Here is a 13,410-nt window from a genome sequence, read left to right as displayed (position 1 = left end):
AGCCAGGATCAAACTCTCCATAAAAAGAAATTTGATTAGCTCAAATTGTTTTGCTGGCATCATGTTTGATGTCCAAAATTTTGTTTCGTTCACTAACTCAAAGTTAGTTACTGAAAACTTTATTGATTACGTTTTGCTTGTTCAGTTTTCAAGGTTCATTAATTCGTCACAATTAAGTGACTTTCTATACTTTAACACGGCGTTAACTCTATGTCAACCATTTGTGTTAGTATTTTTTAAATTGTTATGTGTTTCGTAACAACGTTTATAAATATATCACCTTAATAGTAAGTTTGCAAGTGGATTATTAAAGTAAAACTATTCTTACTAATTGAAAAGGAGTTTCTTCTATAAAATAGAAATCAACATATAAAATTTAATCGAGCAATTCAATCCCTCTTGATTCCTCTCCGATATAAATTAATGAAGCTTAGCTTTCTTACATTGAGATCGTTTATATCCTCTAATAAGAAAAACACCTGCAATTGTTAGGTTTCGTTTCTAACAATCGAGGTGCTCTTTATAGTTCGAATCTGTATTTAATTAGCGTACCCAGATAAAGTATGCAAGGAAGACAAAGAATAATCCGTACATCATAGGGTGAATTTCTTTTTTACGACCTGCTAAAAGCATTGTTATTGGATAGAATACAAAACCTATCGCAATACCAGTAGCAATTGAGTAACCAAGAGGCATCATTATTACTGTAAAGAAAGCTGGTACTGCAATTTCGAATTTATCCCAATCAATTAAACGTAATGAAGATACCATCAGAACACCTACAATAACTAGTGCTGGTGCTGTCACTGCTGGAGTTACCACAGCAAGTAACGGTGAGAAGAATAATGCAACCAGGAATAGCATTGCAGTTACAACAGCAGAGAAACCTGAACGCGCTCCTGCTGCTACACCAGAAGTAGACTCTACATATGCTGTAGTTGTTGATGTACCAAATAATGAACCAATTGTTGTTGCAAGAGCATCAGCCATTAACGCACGGCTTGCACGTGGTAATTTATTATCTTTTACTAATCCTGCTTGTGTCGCCACTGCCATTAAAGTACCTGCTGTATCAAAGAAATCTACAAACAAGAATGTTAACACAACAACTAAAAATTTAACGTTTAATAATGAACCGAAGTCATGGAAAATAGGTTTTAAAGCTACCATAAATGTAGAATCCACACTCGGAATTGCTGAAACAACTGCTGTAGGAGGTTCAATCACACCTGTAATCATACCAACAATCGCTGTTATAACCATCCCTAGGAAAATACCAACACTACGAAGTTTAATTATAAGAATAATTGAAAGGACAATCCCGAATACAGCTAGTAAAGTTGCGCCGGTGAATGATCCTAGAGTCACCAATGTAGCTGGGCTTTTTACAATAATGCCCGCTCCTTGTAAACCTACAAATGTTATAAATAAACCAATACCTGCTGAAACTGCATATTTCAGTTGTACTGGAATTGCATTAATTACTGTTTCACGAATACCCGTTAACGAAAGAATGATAAAGATAACACCTGAGAAGAAAACACCTGTTAAACCAGTCTGCCAAGGAATACCGTAAGCCCCAACAACAGTGAAGGCAAAGAATGCGTTTAAGCCCATACCAGGAGCAAGTGAAATTGGGAATTTAGCGAATATACCCATAATCAGAGAACCGACTGTTGCTGCTAATGCTGTAGCTACGAATACAGCACCTTTATCCATTCCTGCATTTTCTAACATACCAGGGTTAACAGCTAAAATGTAAGCCATAGCAAGGAATGTAGTAATACCACCTATTATTTCTCGGCGATAAGTAGTTCCTAATTCATCGAACATGAAATACTTTTTCATTTTAAAGAAATCCTCCGTATGGTCGTCCTCAATATCGAAAACAAAAAAGACACACTGACTACTCTACTAGTCGCATGTCTACGATACATTTCATCACAATTATTGTGAGAAATTAATTAGTGTCTATACATTGGTATATATAACTAAAATCGTAGTCAAGTTATTTACGGTAACTTGGTAGAAACTCACGGGCCTTATCCCCGACATTATACGACGACATATTTAATTTACAATCGTAATATATCATTTCATTTTTTAGATTTCAACCCTATTTCCGAACATTTTTAAGAAAAGTTATACGAAAGTTCGTGTAAAATTCTTATTTAATGTTCACATTTAAAAAAAATCATTGTATTAATAGGTTAAGACTGAACGTTTTATCTATCGTTATAAAATAGAGAATCCCCTAGAACTCATTTGAATTCCAGAGGATTTTTACTTCTTTCTTTATGCTTAATTCATCACTTTACTTTGCAAGGCCTGAATTCTTTTTTCTAATTTTTGTTTCCAATCTTCTGCTAATGCATCAACTGCTTGTATATGTTTCATCGCAAGTGCGTCCTTATTTTTAAAATATACTTCGTTGCAATGCAAAACTGAAACACGCGCAGGGTGCTTTTCAACTAATTCAATTTTAGAATCTGCACAGATTGTCCCTTCTTCTAGTACACGTGCAAGGAAACCAGTATAACCTGATTCAATTAAGCGTTTGAGTAATATGTTCGCCTCAGTATATTTGTCAATCGTACTACATGGTACACGTCCTTGGGTAATTTGGATGACAGCATCACCAATTTTATAAATATCGCCAATACAAATATCCGCTTCCAACATATTCGTGACTGTTAAGTTTTCACCGAATGCTGCTATCGGCAACGGTTTACCTAGTTCCCGTTCCCATTGTATGTAATGCTCAGCAGGATATAAACAAACGGCACGGTCAGGACCACCATGATGTTTTTTATCTGCTACATCGTCCCCCTCAAATCCACGGACAGACAAATAAACTTCTTGTACTTTTCGCTTTTCAATCCCTGTCATCATTGAGCGCCCATTACTATAATGCAATTCCTTCGGCATCCCAACAGCAAGTGTATGAATCATCGCAATATTGTTCTCCATTTTCATCCCCCTAAACAACGACATAGAGTCCCATTTATATTAGTTTACTATACCTAACGCTCCAAAAGTATTATCCTTAAAGAAAGAATTCCAAGAACTGTAATATATTACGACTTAACATCCTCTACTTCCCAACTCCTACTTACAATATTTCACCGGGTTTTGCCTATCCCTTGAAAAGTAACTTAATAAATCCGTATTCATCTTCCATAAAGACATTTGCTGAAAGAATGTAACAAAGTCTATTTTTTTTGCAACAAAACGAAAAATCATCGTAAATTTTGAGCAGTGTTGCTACGCTTAAAACAGAAAGGAAAATCCACATGAAATTCAACTACATTTGGAAAAACAATCAGCCATCTTCTGAAATCGAGATTATCAGTAACCCATCGAATAAAGAATTACTTTCGACAATTGAACAGCGTTTTTTTCAATCTATAACATTGAGCGCAACAGATTTCAAAACAAATCGTCAGGTTATGATTGAACTCAAAGACATCGAGGCAATTGAAGCATCCGGTCATTTCACCAAAATCTTTTTAATAAATGGTACAGAACTATTGCTGAATAAGATTTTAAAAGAATTATCTTACTTGGAGTCTTTCGGATTGGTTAGAATCAATAATTCAATGATTTTGAATTTGAATCAAATACACTCATTTGCTTCGGGAAGTCATGCTAGATTGGAAGTTATTACAAAACAACAAAATAAGTATATTGTCAGTAGACATTATGCAAAATCTATTAAGGAGAAATTGATATGATAAAAGATTTAAAAAATAGCTTTTTATACGTTTCATTTTTGGGGTTGATTTGGATTATTTTTTTAATGACTATTTTTAATCTTCACGAAGAAATAGTCAACTTTCTTTACATTTGGAATTTAATTGGTATTAGCGTGCTGTTGGGGATTGTTTTTGGTATCGCTTATCCATATTTGTGGAACTACTCAACATTAAAAGTAACATCTAAAATTACTATTAGTACTTTTTTGAATTTTTTCTGTGGCATAGGAAGTGTATATCTTTTTTCACTGAAAGCATTTGAAATTATCAAACCTTATTTATTGCTAATTTTAGTGATAACGTTGATTGGTCATATCATCGGATTTTATTTTTTCTCAAAATATGAAAATAAAAAAATAGCGGATAGTTTGAACAGATCGCTTGAAAATTAAGGAGACTAAAATGAACCTCAATACTAGCTTACAAGTACTATTAAATGATATCTCGCAGAAACAAAAGAAGGGACTTCCTTTTATAATGGCCTCTATATTTATTTGGGGAGTTATCACAGTAATCGCATTGCTGCCTTTAGATTTAATGATTAAAAATATTGGTGTTTTATCTTGTGGTGCATTGCTGTTCCCCGTTTCAACTCTTTGTGCCAAAATATTAAATGTTGATTTACTTTATAAAGAAAATCCATTGATTAATGGACTATTGATTGCAACAAACAATCAAATTTTATATTTATTTATTTGTATTCTTCTATTACTTAAAGCACCTATGTGGGTCTTACCTGCATACGCAATTATTTACGGGGCACATTTGTTACCGTATTCATTCTTTTATCAATCTAAAAGTTATCGATATAGCTCAATATTTATTTGTTTAGCAATCCTAATAAGTGTAATCTTCTTCCATCTGAATATTATTTTTGTTTCGTTAATCGTAGAAATTGGTGTACTTTTCCTATTTTTAATGCTGAAAAAGGAAATTAAAAGCTAGTCTAAAAAAATTCAGACTAGCTTTTTTTGAAATCAGATAAGGGGATTACTCCCACTCGATTGTTGCTGGTGGCTTAGATGTAATATCGTACAGACAGTTAATTAATACAGTAAATTCAAGGGTTTCTAACAATTCATTTATCAGATATTGCTCTTAAAACCACAGTAGAATTAATATAATTGTAGCAAGTTAACCATCCTTTTACAACATTATTTATCAGCAATTCTATTACAGCCATAACAACAGGCAAACCTTATAGGCTATTACAGTGATTATTTATTCCTCTCTGAAAAAAAGAAGCTGTCATTAGACAGCCTCCTTAAAATTATCAGTATCTGTAGTTATTAGCACCATTGACATTCCATCAACTAGCTTAAAGCTCTCAGGAGCTGTATGAGCAGGGATGTTACCCTCATCCTCATATTCTACCATCATCTCACCCAAAGCATCCTCAGCCATCTCCACAGCCTCTTGCATGGTACTCCCTTGAGTAAAGCATCCTTCTACATCAGGGAATGTAACAATATAGTTACCCTCATCTGTTAATTTAATCTGTGCATAGTATCTGTACATAGCCATCTTATGAACCTCCTAGAATGTTCCTAGATTTATTATATCAGGCAAGATGTAAAAAAAGAGAGCCAAAGCATCTCTGCCTCAACTCCCTACATTCCTACTTATTTGTATCTGATATAACTTTTCTAATTCCTCAGGCTCTTGTTCTATCATGTACATGGCAATTTGATAAGCCTCTACAGCCTCGATCCCTGCATCTTTACCAAAGCCTCTCAGAATACTTTTAATCATATTAGTATTTAAGCCAAAACCTGCTACTTTTTTTATCTCGGGAGCTGACATCCCTTTAATATGATGTAAGTATAGAATCTGTCCAATCCTATAGCCAGTCATATAGTTTGATATTGTATTTTTAGATACTAGCCTGCAAGCCATTGGAGACCATACCTCAGCTTGCTTTCCTGAAACTTTCCATACATTGAATTTAGTTATACTGTCCATTCCTGTTATCTCCTCTCTCTTTTAATCAGTTTACAAACTTGAAATCCTGCTTTTTAGTCTCCTCAGATGAAACATCTTCTTTTTTCCAACTTGGTTTAACAACTTCCATTAATTCATTGTTTTTATTTTTTACATACTCAGCCAAAGCTCCCATTTTGAATAGCTCCTGACTTGTTGAGTAATCAGGATACAGTGACATTACATGATAAGTTTTTCTAATAGCCATGTGAAAAAGGAAATGCTTATCAAAGAAGAAATCTGATAGCTCCTGCATAGTAGAAATAGCATCCAATTCCTTTAACATCTCAGTATAAATCTCATTAAACTTCTCAAAAGTTAACATCTATTATCTTCCTCCTCATCAAATAAAAAAGAGAGAGAGCAATCAGCTCCCTCCATGCATAGTTACAAATTCTGATTATATTTGAATTCCTTTAGTTCTATTGCTAAATCATTACACTTTGGATATAAAGGCATTTGTCCAATATGATACCAGGCATCACTATGAGCAAAACTGTATGATGTTGATGAATGAGGAATCAATTTAAATGCAATCATTTCATTAGTCATATGTCTAAGTGCATTATTAATCTCATTACTAATACTGTTAATAGAAGCTACATCCTCCTCCATTGTGGAAATGCTCATTTCAACTAGAAACAGCTTTTCTAACTGTCCAAACAGACCTTTTACATCTTTATGAATAGCCAAAGTCTCCTCAATCAAAGGGCTAATCATTGTTTCAAGTGCTTGAATCTCTTTACCATTCAATAATGACTGAATTTCAACATCCTTTGTCAGTGAACTAATCTCCTCCAAGTGAGATTTTACTGTTGCCAAATCAGTAGAGCTTTCACTTTGTATCTTATGAGCCTCAATCTGTTCCTTTAGCTGAGCAATTTTATGTCTACCATTTTCCTTAGTAGTAGAAATCAATGCTACATGCTCCCTAACTGCTTGCCTTTTTGTAGACAATACCTCAAGTTCTGCCATCATTTGTTCTTTCATTTGTAGTTTATTCATCTGTAATTCCTCCATTATGTGAATTGTTTTAGTAAGGTTATTTGTGCCTCAATGTTTTCAATTTTCTTCTGTGTAGTCAGGAATTCCTCATTTTTCCCTAGTTGCATTGTCAAACCTGCTGTAGTTTTTAATTTTAGTAGCTCTATGTCCAATGATTTTAAAGCAGACCTACAATCAATAGTAAACTCATTACATTTTTCTACACCTAGCTCCACAGCATTAATGCTTCCATCCAAGAAACCTTTTGCTTTCTCAGTCAAATCCTCATATGTGTAATTTTTGGAGAATGCTAGGGAAACTCCATTAGATAGATTCATATGTCTCTGATTACATACCTCTTGCCTTTTGGATATTCTCTCCTGTAGTCCTTCTACCTGCTTTTCTTCCATCTGAAAAATTCCTCCTTAGTATTGTTGGTGGTGGAAAAGAAGTATACTAACTCAATTCCTTTGCCTCTAGTTTATCTATGGCTATTTGATTAAAGTAGCTTCTAGTCAATTTCATAAGTTTCAATATTTCCCTCATAATCCTCAATGCCCTCAAAGTCTTTGTCAGAATCATAAGCCTCATAGTCCATATAACAATTAATTGGATGGTACATATAGAAGTCTTGCCCATCTCTTTTTCTAACCTTGATGCCCTCTAGGAGCTTTCTGTCAAGATAGACATTGTTCAATAGATGCTTATGAATGATTACTCCTACCTGCTGTCTAGTAAGTCCCACTAGCTTCCCAATGCTCTCCTGTGAAATCCATGCATAGCCATCTACATCAGTATGAGCTGAGATGACAAGCAATACTTTCAATGCTGATGGATGGAGCTTAGAAAGTCCTCCCTGTGCAATGAAATCCTTGTCTAATGAAAGAAATGCCTTTTTCTCAAACTCATCAGTATCCATATTGAAAGATTCCCTGATTGATAGATGTGCAAAAGGCTCTTGCTTAATATCAGAGCTACAAAGTTTTTCCTTGAGCAATGCTTTCCCCTGTTGGATGGACTCCCTTGCTATATGTTTTGAATTACCTTTTTCTGCAACTGTATTCATAATTATTTATTTTCTCCCTTATATTGTTACTGTAATTTGTACAAGAGTTGAGTTGTACTATAATACCTTTACTTTCTTTACAACCTATCATCTCTATACTGTCTATCAGTTCTTTACAGTCTATAGTGTTAAGTACACTTGCCCCCTATGTTATTTAGAGCATGGTGTCAACTTATCCTCAGTACTATAATTAGATGCCACCTAAAAAATGTGACAGCTTGTAGGTTATTTTCAAATATAGGGTATATAAAAAACAAGGGGAGGGGTATGTTTTTGTTGTGGTCTTGGATTTTTTAACACAGTAAAATGCAGATGTATCAAGGGATTGACTACTGAAAAACCCAAGAAATCAGGAGTCCCTCTAATATAAAAAAACTTTTTTCTGTACAATATCAACCTCCCTGACCTTCCTTTCTACTGCTAATTAGGAAAGAGGAAAAAGAGAGGAAAGAGACTGATGCTGGTAGATTAAAAATGTAACACAATGTAATTATGTTACCTACTAAATGTTGATACATCAGCTCTTCTATGTTATTCTAGTTAAAACCAATAGAAAATGTAACATAATGAGTATTAGATATTACATTTTTACAGGGGGATACATAAAATGAATACAGCTCAGCCAATAACTGATATGAAACTGATTAAGGATGTCATGGAGGTATACAAGAAAGGCAGTAAGCAATATCTGCTGTTATATTATGCTTTACATACAGGATTAAGGATATCTGATATATTGAAAGCTAATGTTAAGGACAGTTTAAAAGGGATATGGAAAGACAGAGAAGAAAAAACCAATAAAGAAAAGTCTGTACCTCTTAACCCTAAGCTACAGCTATTGATAAGGGATTATGTAGAGGCTAAACAGCTACAGGAGGGGGATTACTTATTCTACAGTAATAAGAATAGGGGTAAGCCAATAAGCAGGGTACAGGCTCATAGAATAGTAGCTCATGCAGGAGATATGGTAGGTATTACCCTAAGCTGTCATAGCCTCAGGAAAACATTTGGTTACAATGCTTATAAGAGTGGAACAGACTTAGCCATGTTACAGTATATCTTTAATCATAGCTCACAGGCTGTAACCCTCAGATATATTGGAGTTACACAGGATGAAGCCAACAAAGTAATACTTTCTCTAAACCTTGGAATATAATATGTAAAACCTTTTGAGGCAATGGCTTTGTGCTGTTGTCTCTCTTTCTTTTTGTCCTGATACTTTAGAGACAAACTTTGCGAACACTTTGAAGCCAATAAAATCAAGGAATAAAAATTTGTTCTTTTATCACCTGATTTGCGAACACTATTTATCCCAAAGCATAAATAAAATGTTTTATCAAGTTGATTAGGGGGTACAGGGGGGTTGGGGTACTGATTCCCCCGCAAGAAGTGTACCTAAAATACAAGCAACAAAAATAACTTCGAGTTTTTAATTAATCAGTAACAGTCAATTATTTTATTCCATGAGGCATATCTTCAAGAGTTTTTCTGTATAAAATCTCCATATTCATTTCATGCAGAACAACCTGAATAATATTTCTCAAATCCTGTACATCTTTATTTTCCCATTTTCTAAGATAATGTGTTTCATCATTCCCTAGCCATGTAGCTCTACTTGCCATATCTTTTATTCTTTGACTAGAAATATCTTGATTAATTATTGCCCCTAAGTTCTTAGCTAGTATTTTTTGTTCATTAAAATCTACTTGGTCATTATTTAAAAATATTACATAGTCTTTAATTAAAAACTCCAGTGCTTTTCTGTACCCCATACCACAAATTTGTGAAAGACCTTGATTTTCAGCATTAAATGATTGCTCATATATAGAATAAAAGTTAGGAGAAATTTTTTGGATTTCTACCTCTACATTCAAATCAACTTTAGGAGCAGGAATCACTCTAACAACTCTACTATCACTAGCCCTGTTAGAAAAACCAGATATATCACTTTGATAATCAACTAGAAATAATTTTCCGCATACATCTGTAGCACATTGGTACAAAACACTTGTATCATACCCTACCAATTTCCGAACACTTTTTTCTTCTTGTAGAACATCTGCAAAATGGGGGTGGTTATCTTTTACTAGCTCATATCTGTCTGTATTATGTACTACAATGGCTTTGGCATGAATTCTTAAGTTACAGTGGGGACAACTATTGTAAGGAGAACAGTCAATAAACTGTGGCAAACTTACACTTTCATACTCTAAACAAATAGCTCTTTCCATAAAAATGACCTCCTTAAAGTCTAGTTATTTCCATTAATTATACTACATACAAAGAGAATTGTTTAAAATCATTATTTCCCTTGCATCCCAAGTAGTTAACCCCTACCATGAAGCCAGAGTTGAGGACAACAGGTTGGTGCAAAAATGACTGCCTACATTTCAAAAACTAACTTAATAGAATCTGAAACATAGACAGTCATTACATTATGTATTTTCATGAATCCTTCATTTGAGGTATCCAGTCTTGTATGCCCTTGTTAATGTGAGATTACTCTCAATATACCTACTATCTACTTCTGCCCCTGATAGCTGCTAAAGTTCATACAATCATCTTTATAACTGCTGTAAATGCCTATTCTACTGTTATGAGAAACTCAGCAAGCTCTTTAGCAAATGGTATATCCTGCAATAGCTTTAGCTATTCAGACCTTCCACTCCTGACCTTTAAATTGGTAGTCAACACCATTCAGATACTAGCATCAACAAGGAGATGCTTTATTGTACCCTAGACTTATTTACTGCATTGGTTAAGCCATAACCTGACCATTTTATTTTTACATTCAGTTAGTGGGCAACCTGAATGGACTATCACTAAAAAAAGCATTATTAAATAAGCCCACTTGACCTCATTTTTTGAAAATGTTAAAGTAGGTTCTAATAATACACTTATGTTGTCAGCATTTTAGTGTAATCATATTTATTTGTTAAAGGGTGCTACTCCAATAGCACTCTTTTTCATTTGCCTTAAAACTTGATATTGTTTAAAGGGCTTTTTTGTCTGCCAATTTCTAATACATCCTCTTGCTCAAGACCTCTTAAATACTTTGTAGTCATTTGGGTATCAAAATGCCCTAGCAATTGACTGAGACTATAAACATCAATCCCATTCCTTAATTGTTTCTGTGCAAAGTAATGCCTACAGTCATGGGGTGAACATCTAACCTCTTTCCTAACACCTGCATTCTTACAGTGTTCTTTTAAAATTTTATTAATCCTAGACCTATGTAGCTTCTGAGCATACTGGTCTAAAAAGTAATACTCTTCAATTTCATCAGAACTTTTCTTACTGAACCTAATTGTTTTAAGCTCCTCATACTTTCTCATATACCTTCTCATGGTCTTGCTGATGTAAATCATTCTTTCTTTTGAGCCTTTACCATGAATCAAAATGTGTCTTCTAGCTATATCACTGTTCTTTATTGAACATAATTCTGAAACCCTAATACCTGTATCAAATAACATTATTAGCATCAGCTTATCTCTGACATTGTTATAGGTTTCTTCTGCAACATCATTTAGAATTCTGCTAACCTCATCATCATTAAAGGTGAGAATGACTTTCCTATCTTCTTTTAAACTTTCAATTTTTCTCATAGGATTATCAAATTCATCTATAAATTCTTCCTCAACTAAATATTTATAGAACACCCTTAATGTTGCTAAAGCATTGTTAATAGTGATAGCTCTTTCTTTGCCTAACTTTTGGGCATGGAGAATATACTGCTTGATATGCTTTGCTTTAACTTCCTCAACATCATCAATTTCAAAATTACAGTGTACATAATTTCGCCATTTGTTCAATCTAAAATGGCATTGCTCAATGTAATCTTGTTTTCTACCTTTAATTTGCTGTTCAATTTTAAAGTCATCCATCAGCTCAATAATTTTGGTCACAAAAATAGCCCCCTTCCATCTACAGCATGATTACTGTGATAAAAGAGAGCTATTTTCTGATATATAATTGTTGCTAGTGAACAGTGCAATTCTCAGCACCATAACACTGCCAAACCCTTGCTATTACTGCATTCCTGAGAGCCTTAGCCATCAAAAACTGTCTAGTCTATTCCCACTCGATAGTTGCTGGTGGCTTAGATGTAATATCATACAGTACGCGGTTAACGTGTTTTACTTCATTTACTAGGCGGACAGAGACTTTCTCTAGTACATCCCAAGGAATGCGTGCCCAGTCAGAAGTCATACCGTCGATAGATGTTACCGCACGGATACCGATTGCGTAGTCATACGTACGTGCATCACCCATTACACCAACTGAACGGATGTCAGGTAATACCGTGAAGTATTGCCAGATGTCGCGATCAAGACCAGCTTTTGCGATTTCCTCACGTAGGATGAAATCAGACTCGCGTACGATTTCTAGTTTTTCTTCTGTTACTTCACCAAGTACACGGATTCCTAGACCAGGGCCTGGGAATGGTTGACGCCAAACGATTTTTTCGTCAAGGCCAAGCTCTAATCCTAATGCGCGCACTTCGTCTTTAAATAATGTGTTAAGTGGCTCAATTAATTGGAATTGCATGTCTTCTGGAAGACCACCAACGTTATGGTGTGATTTAATTGTTTGAGCAGTTGATGTTCCAGATTCAATGATATCTGTGTAAAGCGTACCTTGAGCTAAGAAGTCCATGCCTTCAAGTTTAGCCGCTTCTTCATCGAATACGTAAATAAATTCGTTACCGATAATTTTACGTTTTTGTTCTGGATCAGAAACGCCCGCAAGTTTATCCATGAAACGTTGACGTGCATCAATTTTAATAAGATTCATGTCGAAGTCTTCTGTGAATGTTTTCATAACTTGCTCAACTTCACCTTTACGGTTCAAGTTGTGGTCTACGAACATACAAGTTAATTGATCGCCAATTGCTTTATGAATTAGAACCGCAACAACTGATGAGTCTACACCGCCAGAAAGTGCACATAATACTTTTTTGTCGCCTACTGTTTCGCGGATTTTTGCGATTTCAAGTTCAATGAAGTTTGCCATTGACCAATCGCCCTTTGCTTCACAAATGTCAAATACGAACTGACGTAATAAGTCATTACCATATACAGAGTGACGTACCTCTGGGTGGAATTGTACTGCATATAGCTTGCGTTCTACATTTGCCATTGCTGAAATAGGACAAGCAGCACTTGTTGCGATTACTTCAAAGCCAGCAGGAACTTCTGTTACATGGTCACCGTGGCTCATCCAAACGATTTGTTCAGTTGGTAAGTCACCGAATAATTTGTTTGAAGCTGTTACTTTAATTTCTGCTTTACCATATTCGCGTGTTTCAGCACCTTCAACTTTACCACCTTGCGTATGGGCCATTAATTGCATACCATAGCAAATACCTAGGATTGGTAAACCTAATTCGAAAATAGCTGGGTCTACATGGAAAGCATTTTCGTCATAAACTGAGTTTGGACCACCTGAAAAGATGATACCTGCTGCGTTCATATTTTTAATTTCTTCTGCTGTAATCGTATGGGGATGTAACTCACTGAAAACACCAAATTCACGGATACGACGCGTAATCAATTGGTTAAATTGGCTACCGAAATCAAGAACAACGATTTTTTCTTGCTCTAATAAAGGGCTTGCTGACAAAAT

At 34.8% G+C, this 13,410-nt stretch carries 15 protein-coding genes and 1 riboswitch; of the genes, 4 read left to right on the top strand and 11 right to left on the bottom strand.

Going from position 1 to position 13,410, the window contains the following annotated elements:
* Nucleotides 1–543: 543 nt before the first annotated feature.
* Nucleotides 544–1,848 (bottom strand): NCS2 family permease, encoded by a 1,305-nt coding sequence (locus MOK21_RS21100; RefSeq protein ID WP_249075918.1) that lies wholly within the window; start codon nucleotides 1,846–1,848, stop codon nucleotides 544–546.
* Between the two features lie 132 nt (nucleotides 1,849–1,980).
* Nucleotides 1,981–2,082: riboswitch (purine riboswitch) on the bottom strand.
* A gap of 219 nt (nucleotides 2,083–2,301) precedes the next feature.
* A complete protein-coding gene (locus MOK21_RS21095) occupies nucleotides 2,302–2,970 on the bottom strand; it encodes an MOSC domain-containing protein (RefSeq protein ID WP_249075917.1) in 669 nt (222 codons plus the stop codon).
* Nucleotides 2,971–3,293: 323 nt separating this feature from the next.
* Between MOK21_RS21095 and MOK21_RS21090 the strand changes: the two genes are divergently transcribed.
* The 3 genes from MOK21_RS21090 to MOK21_RS21080 are packed head-to-tail and all read left to right on the top strand — an operon-like array spanning nucleotide 3,294 to nucleotide 4,700.
* Nucleotides 3,294–3,734 (top strand): LytTR family DNA-binding domain-containing protein, encoded by a 441-nt coding sequence (locus tag MOK21_RS21090; RefSeq protein WP_249075916.1) that lies wholly within the window; start codon nucleotides 3,294–3,296, stop codon nucleotides 3,732–3,734.
* The gene (locus MOK21_RS21085; RefSeq protein WP_249075915.1) at nucleotides 3,731–4,147 is read left to right on the top strand and encodes a hypothetical protein; all 417 of its coding nucleotides are present in this window, start codon (nucleotides 3,731–3,733) and stop codon (nucleotides 4,145–4,147) included. Before MOK21_RS21090 ends, MOK21_RS21085 begins: the two co-directional genes overlap by 4 nt.
* Before the next feature lie 10 nt (nucleotides 4,148–4,157).
* Nucleotides 4,158–4,700 carry a DUF7010 family protein gene (locus MOK21_RS21080; RefSeq protein WP_249075914.1) on the top strand — a complete coding sequence of 181 codons (543 nt, stop codon included), beginning with the start codon at nucleotides 4,158–4,160 and terminating at the stop codon, nucleotides 4,698–4,700.
* Nucleotides 4,701–5,006: 306 nt separating this feature from the next.
* On the opposite strand, the gene MOK21_RS21075 is transcribed toward MOK21_RS21080, so the two are convergent.
* The 6 genes from MOK21_RS21075 to MOK21_RS21050 all read right to left on the bottom strand — a co-directional run bounded on the left by MOK21_RS21075 (nucleotide 5,007) and on the right by MOK21_RS21050 (nucleotide 7,785).
* Nucleotides 5,007–5,279 carry a type II toxin-antitoxin system HicB family antitoxin gene (locus MOK21_RS21075; protein WP_249075913.1) on the bottom strand — a complete coding sequence of 91 codons (273 nt, stop codon included), beginning with the start codon at nucleotides 5,277–5,279 and terminating at the stop codon, nucleotides 5,007–5,009.
* Nucleotides 5,280–5,357: 78 nt separating this feature from the next.
* Nucleotides 5,358–5,717, bottom strand: a complete 360-nt coding sequence (locus tag MOK21_RS21070) for a hypothetical protein (protein WP_249075912.1) — start codon at nucleotides 5,715–5,717, stop codon at nucleotides 5,358–5,360.
* A 25-nt stretch (nucleotides 5,718–5,742) separates the two neighbouring features.
* On the bottom strand, nucleotides 5,743–6,060 hold the full coding sequence (locus MOK21_RS21065; RefSeq protein WP_249075911.1) for a hypothetical protein: 318 nt from the start codon (nucleotides 6,058–6,060) through the stop codon (nucleotides 5,743–5,745).
* Nucleotides 6,061–6,122: 62 nt separating this feature from the next.
* Complete coding sequence (locus MOK21_RS21060) at nucleotides 6,123–6,740, bottom strand: hypothetical protein (RefSeq protein WP_249075910.1); 618 nt, start codon at nucleotides 6,738–6,740, stop codon at nucleotides 6,123–6,125.
* Between the two features lie 14 nt (nucleotides 6,741–6,754).
* Entirely contained in the window at nucleotides 6,755–7,129 is a 375-nt protein-coding gene (locus MOK21_RS21055) for a hypothetical protein (RefSeq protein WP_249075909.1), read from the bottom strand.
* Between the two features lie 101 nt (nucleotides 7,130–7,230).
* A complete protein-coding gene (locus tag MOK21_RS21050; protein WP_249075908.1) occupies nucleotides 7,231–7,785 on the bottom strand; it encodes a helix-turn-helix domain-containing protein in 555 nt (184 codons plus the stop codon).
* A 607-nt stretch (nucleotides 7,786–8,392) separates the two neighbouring features.
* On the opposite strand from MOK21_RS21050, the gene MOK21_RS21045 reads away from it, so the two are divergent.
* Nucleotides 8,393–8,941: a tyrosine-type recombinase/integrase gene (locus MOK21_RS21045; RefSeq protein WP_249075907.1), complete on the top strand. Its 549-nt coding sequence runs from the start codon at nucleotides 8,393–8,395 to the stop codon at nucleotides 8,939–8,941.
* A gap of 295 nt (nucleotides 8,942–9,236) precedes the next feature.
* Here the strand turns inward: MOK21_RS21045 and MOK21_RS21040 are convergent, their stop codons facing one another.
* The 3 genes from MOK21_RS21040 to guaA form a co-directional block, all read right to left on the bottom strand.
* Complete coding sequence (locus MOK21_RS21040) at nucleotides 9,237–10,016, bottom strand: DUF4145 domain-containing protein (protein ID WP_249075906.1); 780 nt, start codon at nucleotides 10,014–10,016, stop codon at nucleotides 9,237–9,239.
* Nucleotides 10,017–10,760: 744 nt separating this feature from the next.
* Complete coding sequence (locus MOK21_RS21035) at nucleotides 10,761–11,690, bottom strand: tyrosine-type recombinase/integrase (RefSeq protein WP_249075905.1); 930 nt, start codon at nucleotides 11,688–11,690, stop codon at nucleotides 10,761–10,763.
* A 166-nt stretch (nucleotides 11,691–11,856) separates the two neighbouring features.
* Nucleotides 11,857–13,407: a glutamine-hydrolyzing GMP synthase gene (guaA, locus tag MOK21_RS21030; RefSeq protein ID WP_249075904.1), complete on the bottom strand. Its 1,551-nt coding sequence runs from the start codon at nucleotides 13,405–13,407 to the stop codon at nucleotides 11,857–11,859.
* Nucleotides 13,408–13,410 lie beyond the last annotated feature (3 nt).

Origin of the sequence: Lysinibacillus sp. BPa_S21 (assembly GCF_023337795.1) — a bacterium.
GTDB lineage: Bacteria > Bacillota > Bacilli > Bacillales_A > Planococcaceae > Lysinibacillus.
This window is presented reverse-complemented; position numbering and strand designations above follow the sequence as displayed.

Coding starts and splice junctions, on each gene's coding strand:
- MOK21_RS21045 (WP_249075907.1), top strand. CDS start 8,393: ATGAATACAGCTCAGCCAATAACTGATATGAAACTGATTAAGGATGTC.
- MOK21_RS21050 (WP_249075908.1), bottom strand. CDS start 7,785: ATGAATACAGTTGCAGAAAAAGGTAATTCAAAACATATAGCAAGGGAG.
- MOK21_RS21085 (WP_249075915.1), top strand. CDS start 3,731: ATGATAAAAGATTTAAAAAATAGCTTTTTATACGTTTCATTTTTGGGG.
- MOK21_RS21070 (WP_249075912.1), bottom strand. CDS start 5,717: ATGGACAGTATAACTAAATTCAATGTATGGAAAGTTTCAGGAAAGCAA.
- MOK21_RS21100 (WP_249075918.1), bottom strand. CDS start 1,848: ATGAAAAAGTATTTCATGTTCGATGAATTAGGAACTACTTATCGCCGA.
- MOK21_RS21065 (WP_249075911.1), bottom strand. CDS start 6,060: ATGTTAACTTTTGAGAAGTTTAATGAGATTTATACTGAGATGTTAAAG.
- MOK21_RS21090 (WP_249075916.1), top strand. CDS start 3,294: ATGAAATTCAACTACATTTGGAAAAACAATCAGCCATCTTCTGAAATC.
- MOK21_RS21060 (WP_249075910.1), bottom strand. CDS start 6,740: ATGAATAAACTACAAATGAAAGAACAAATGATGGCAGAACTTGAGGTA.
- MOK21_RS21095 (WP_249075917.1), bottom strand. CDS start 2,970: ATGGAGAACAATATTGCGATGATTCATACACTTGCTGTTGGGATGCCG.
- MOK21_RS21055 (WP_249075909.1), bottom strand. CDS start 7,129: ATGGAAGAAAAGCAGGTAGAAGGACTACAGGAGAGAATATCCAAAAGG.
- MOK21_RS21040 (WP_249075906.1), bottom strand. CDS start 10,016: ATGGAAAGAGCTATTTGTTTAGAGTATGAAAGTGTAAGTTTGCCACAG.
- MOK21_RS21075 (WP_249075913.1), bottom strand. CDS start 5,279: ATGGCTATGTACAGATACTATGCACAGATTAAATTAACAGATGAGGGT.
- MOK21_RS21080 (WP_249075914.1), top strand. CDS start 4,158: ATGAACCTCAATACTAGCTTACAAGTACTATTAAATGATATCTCGCAG.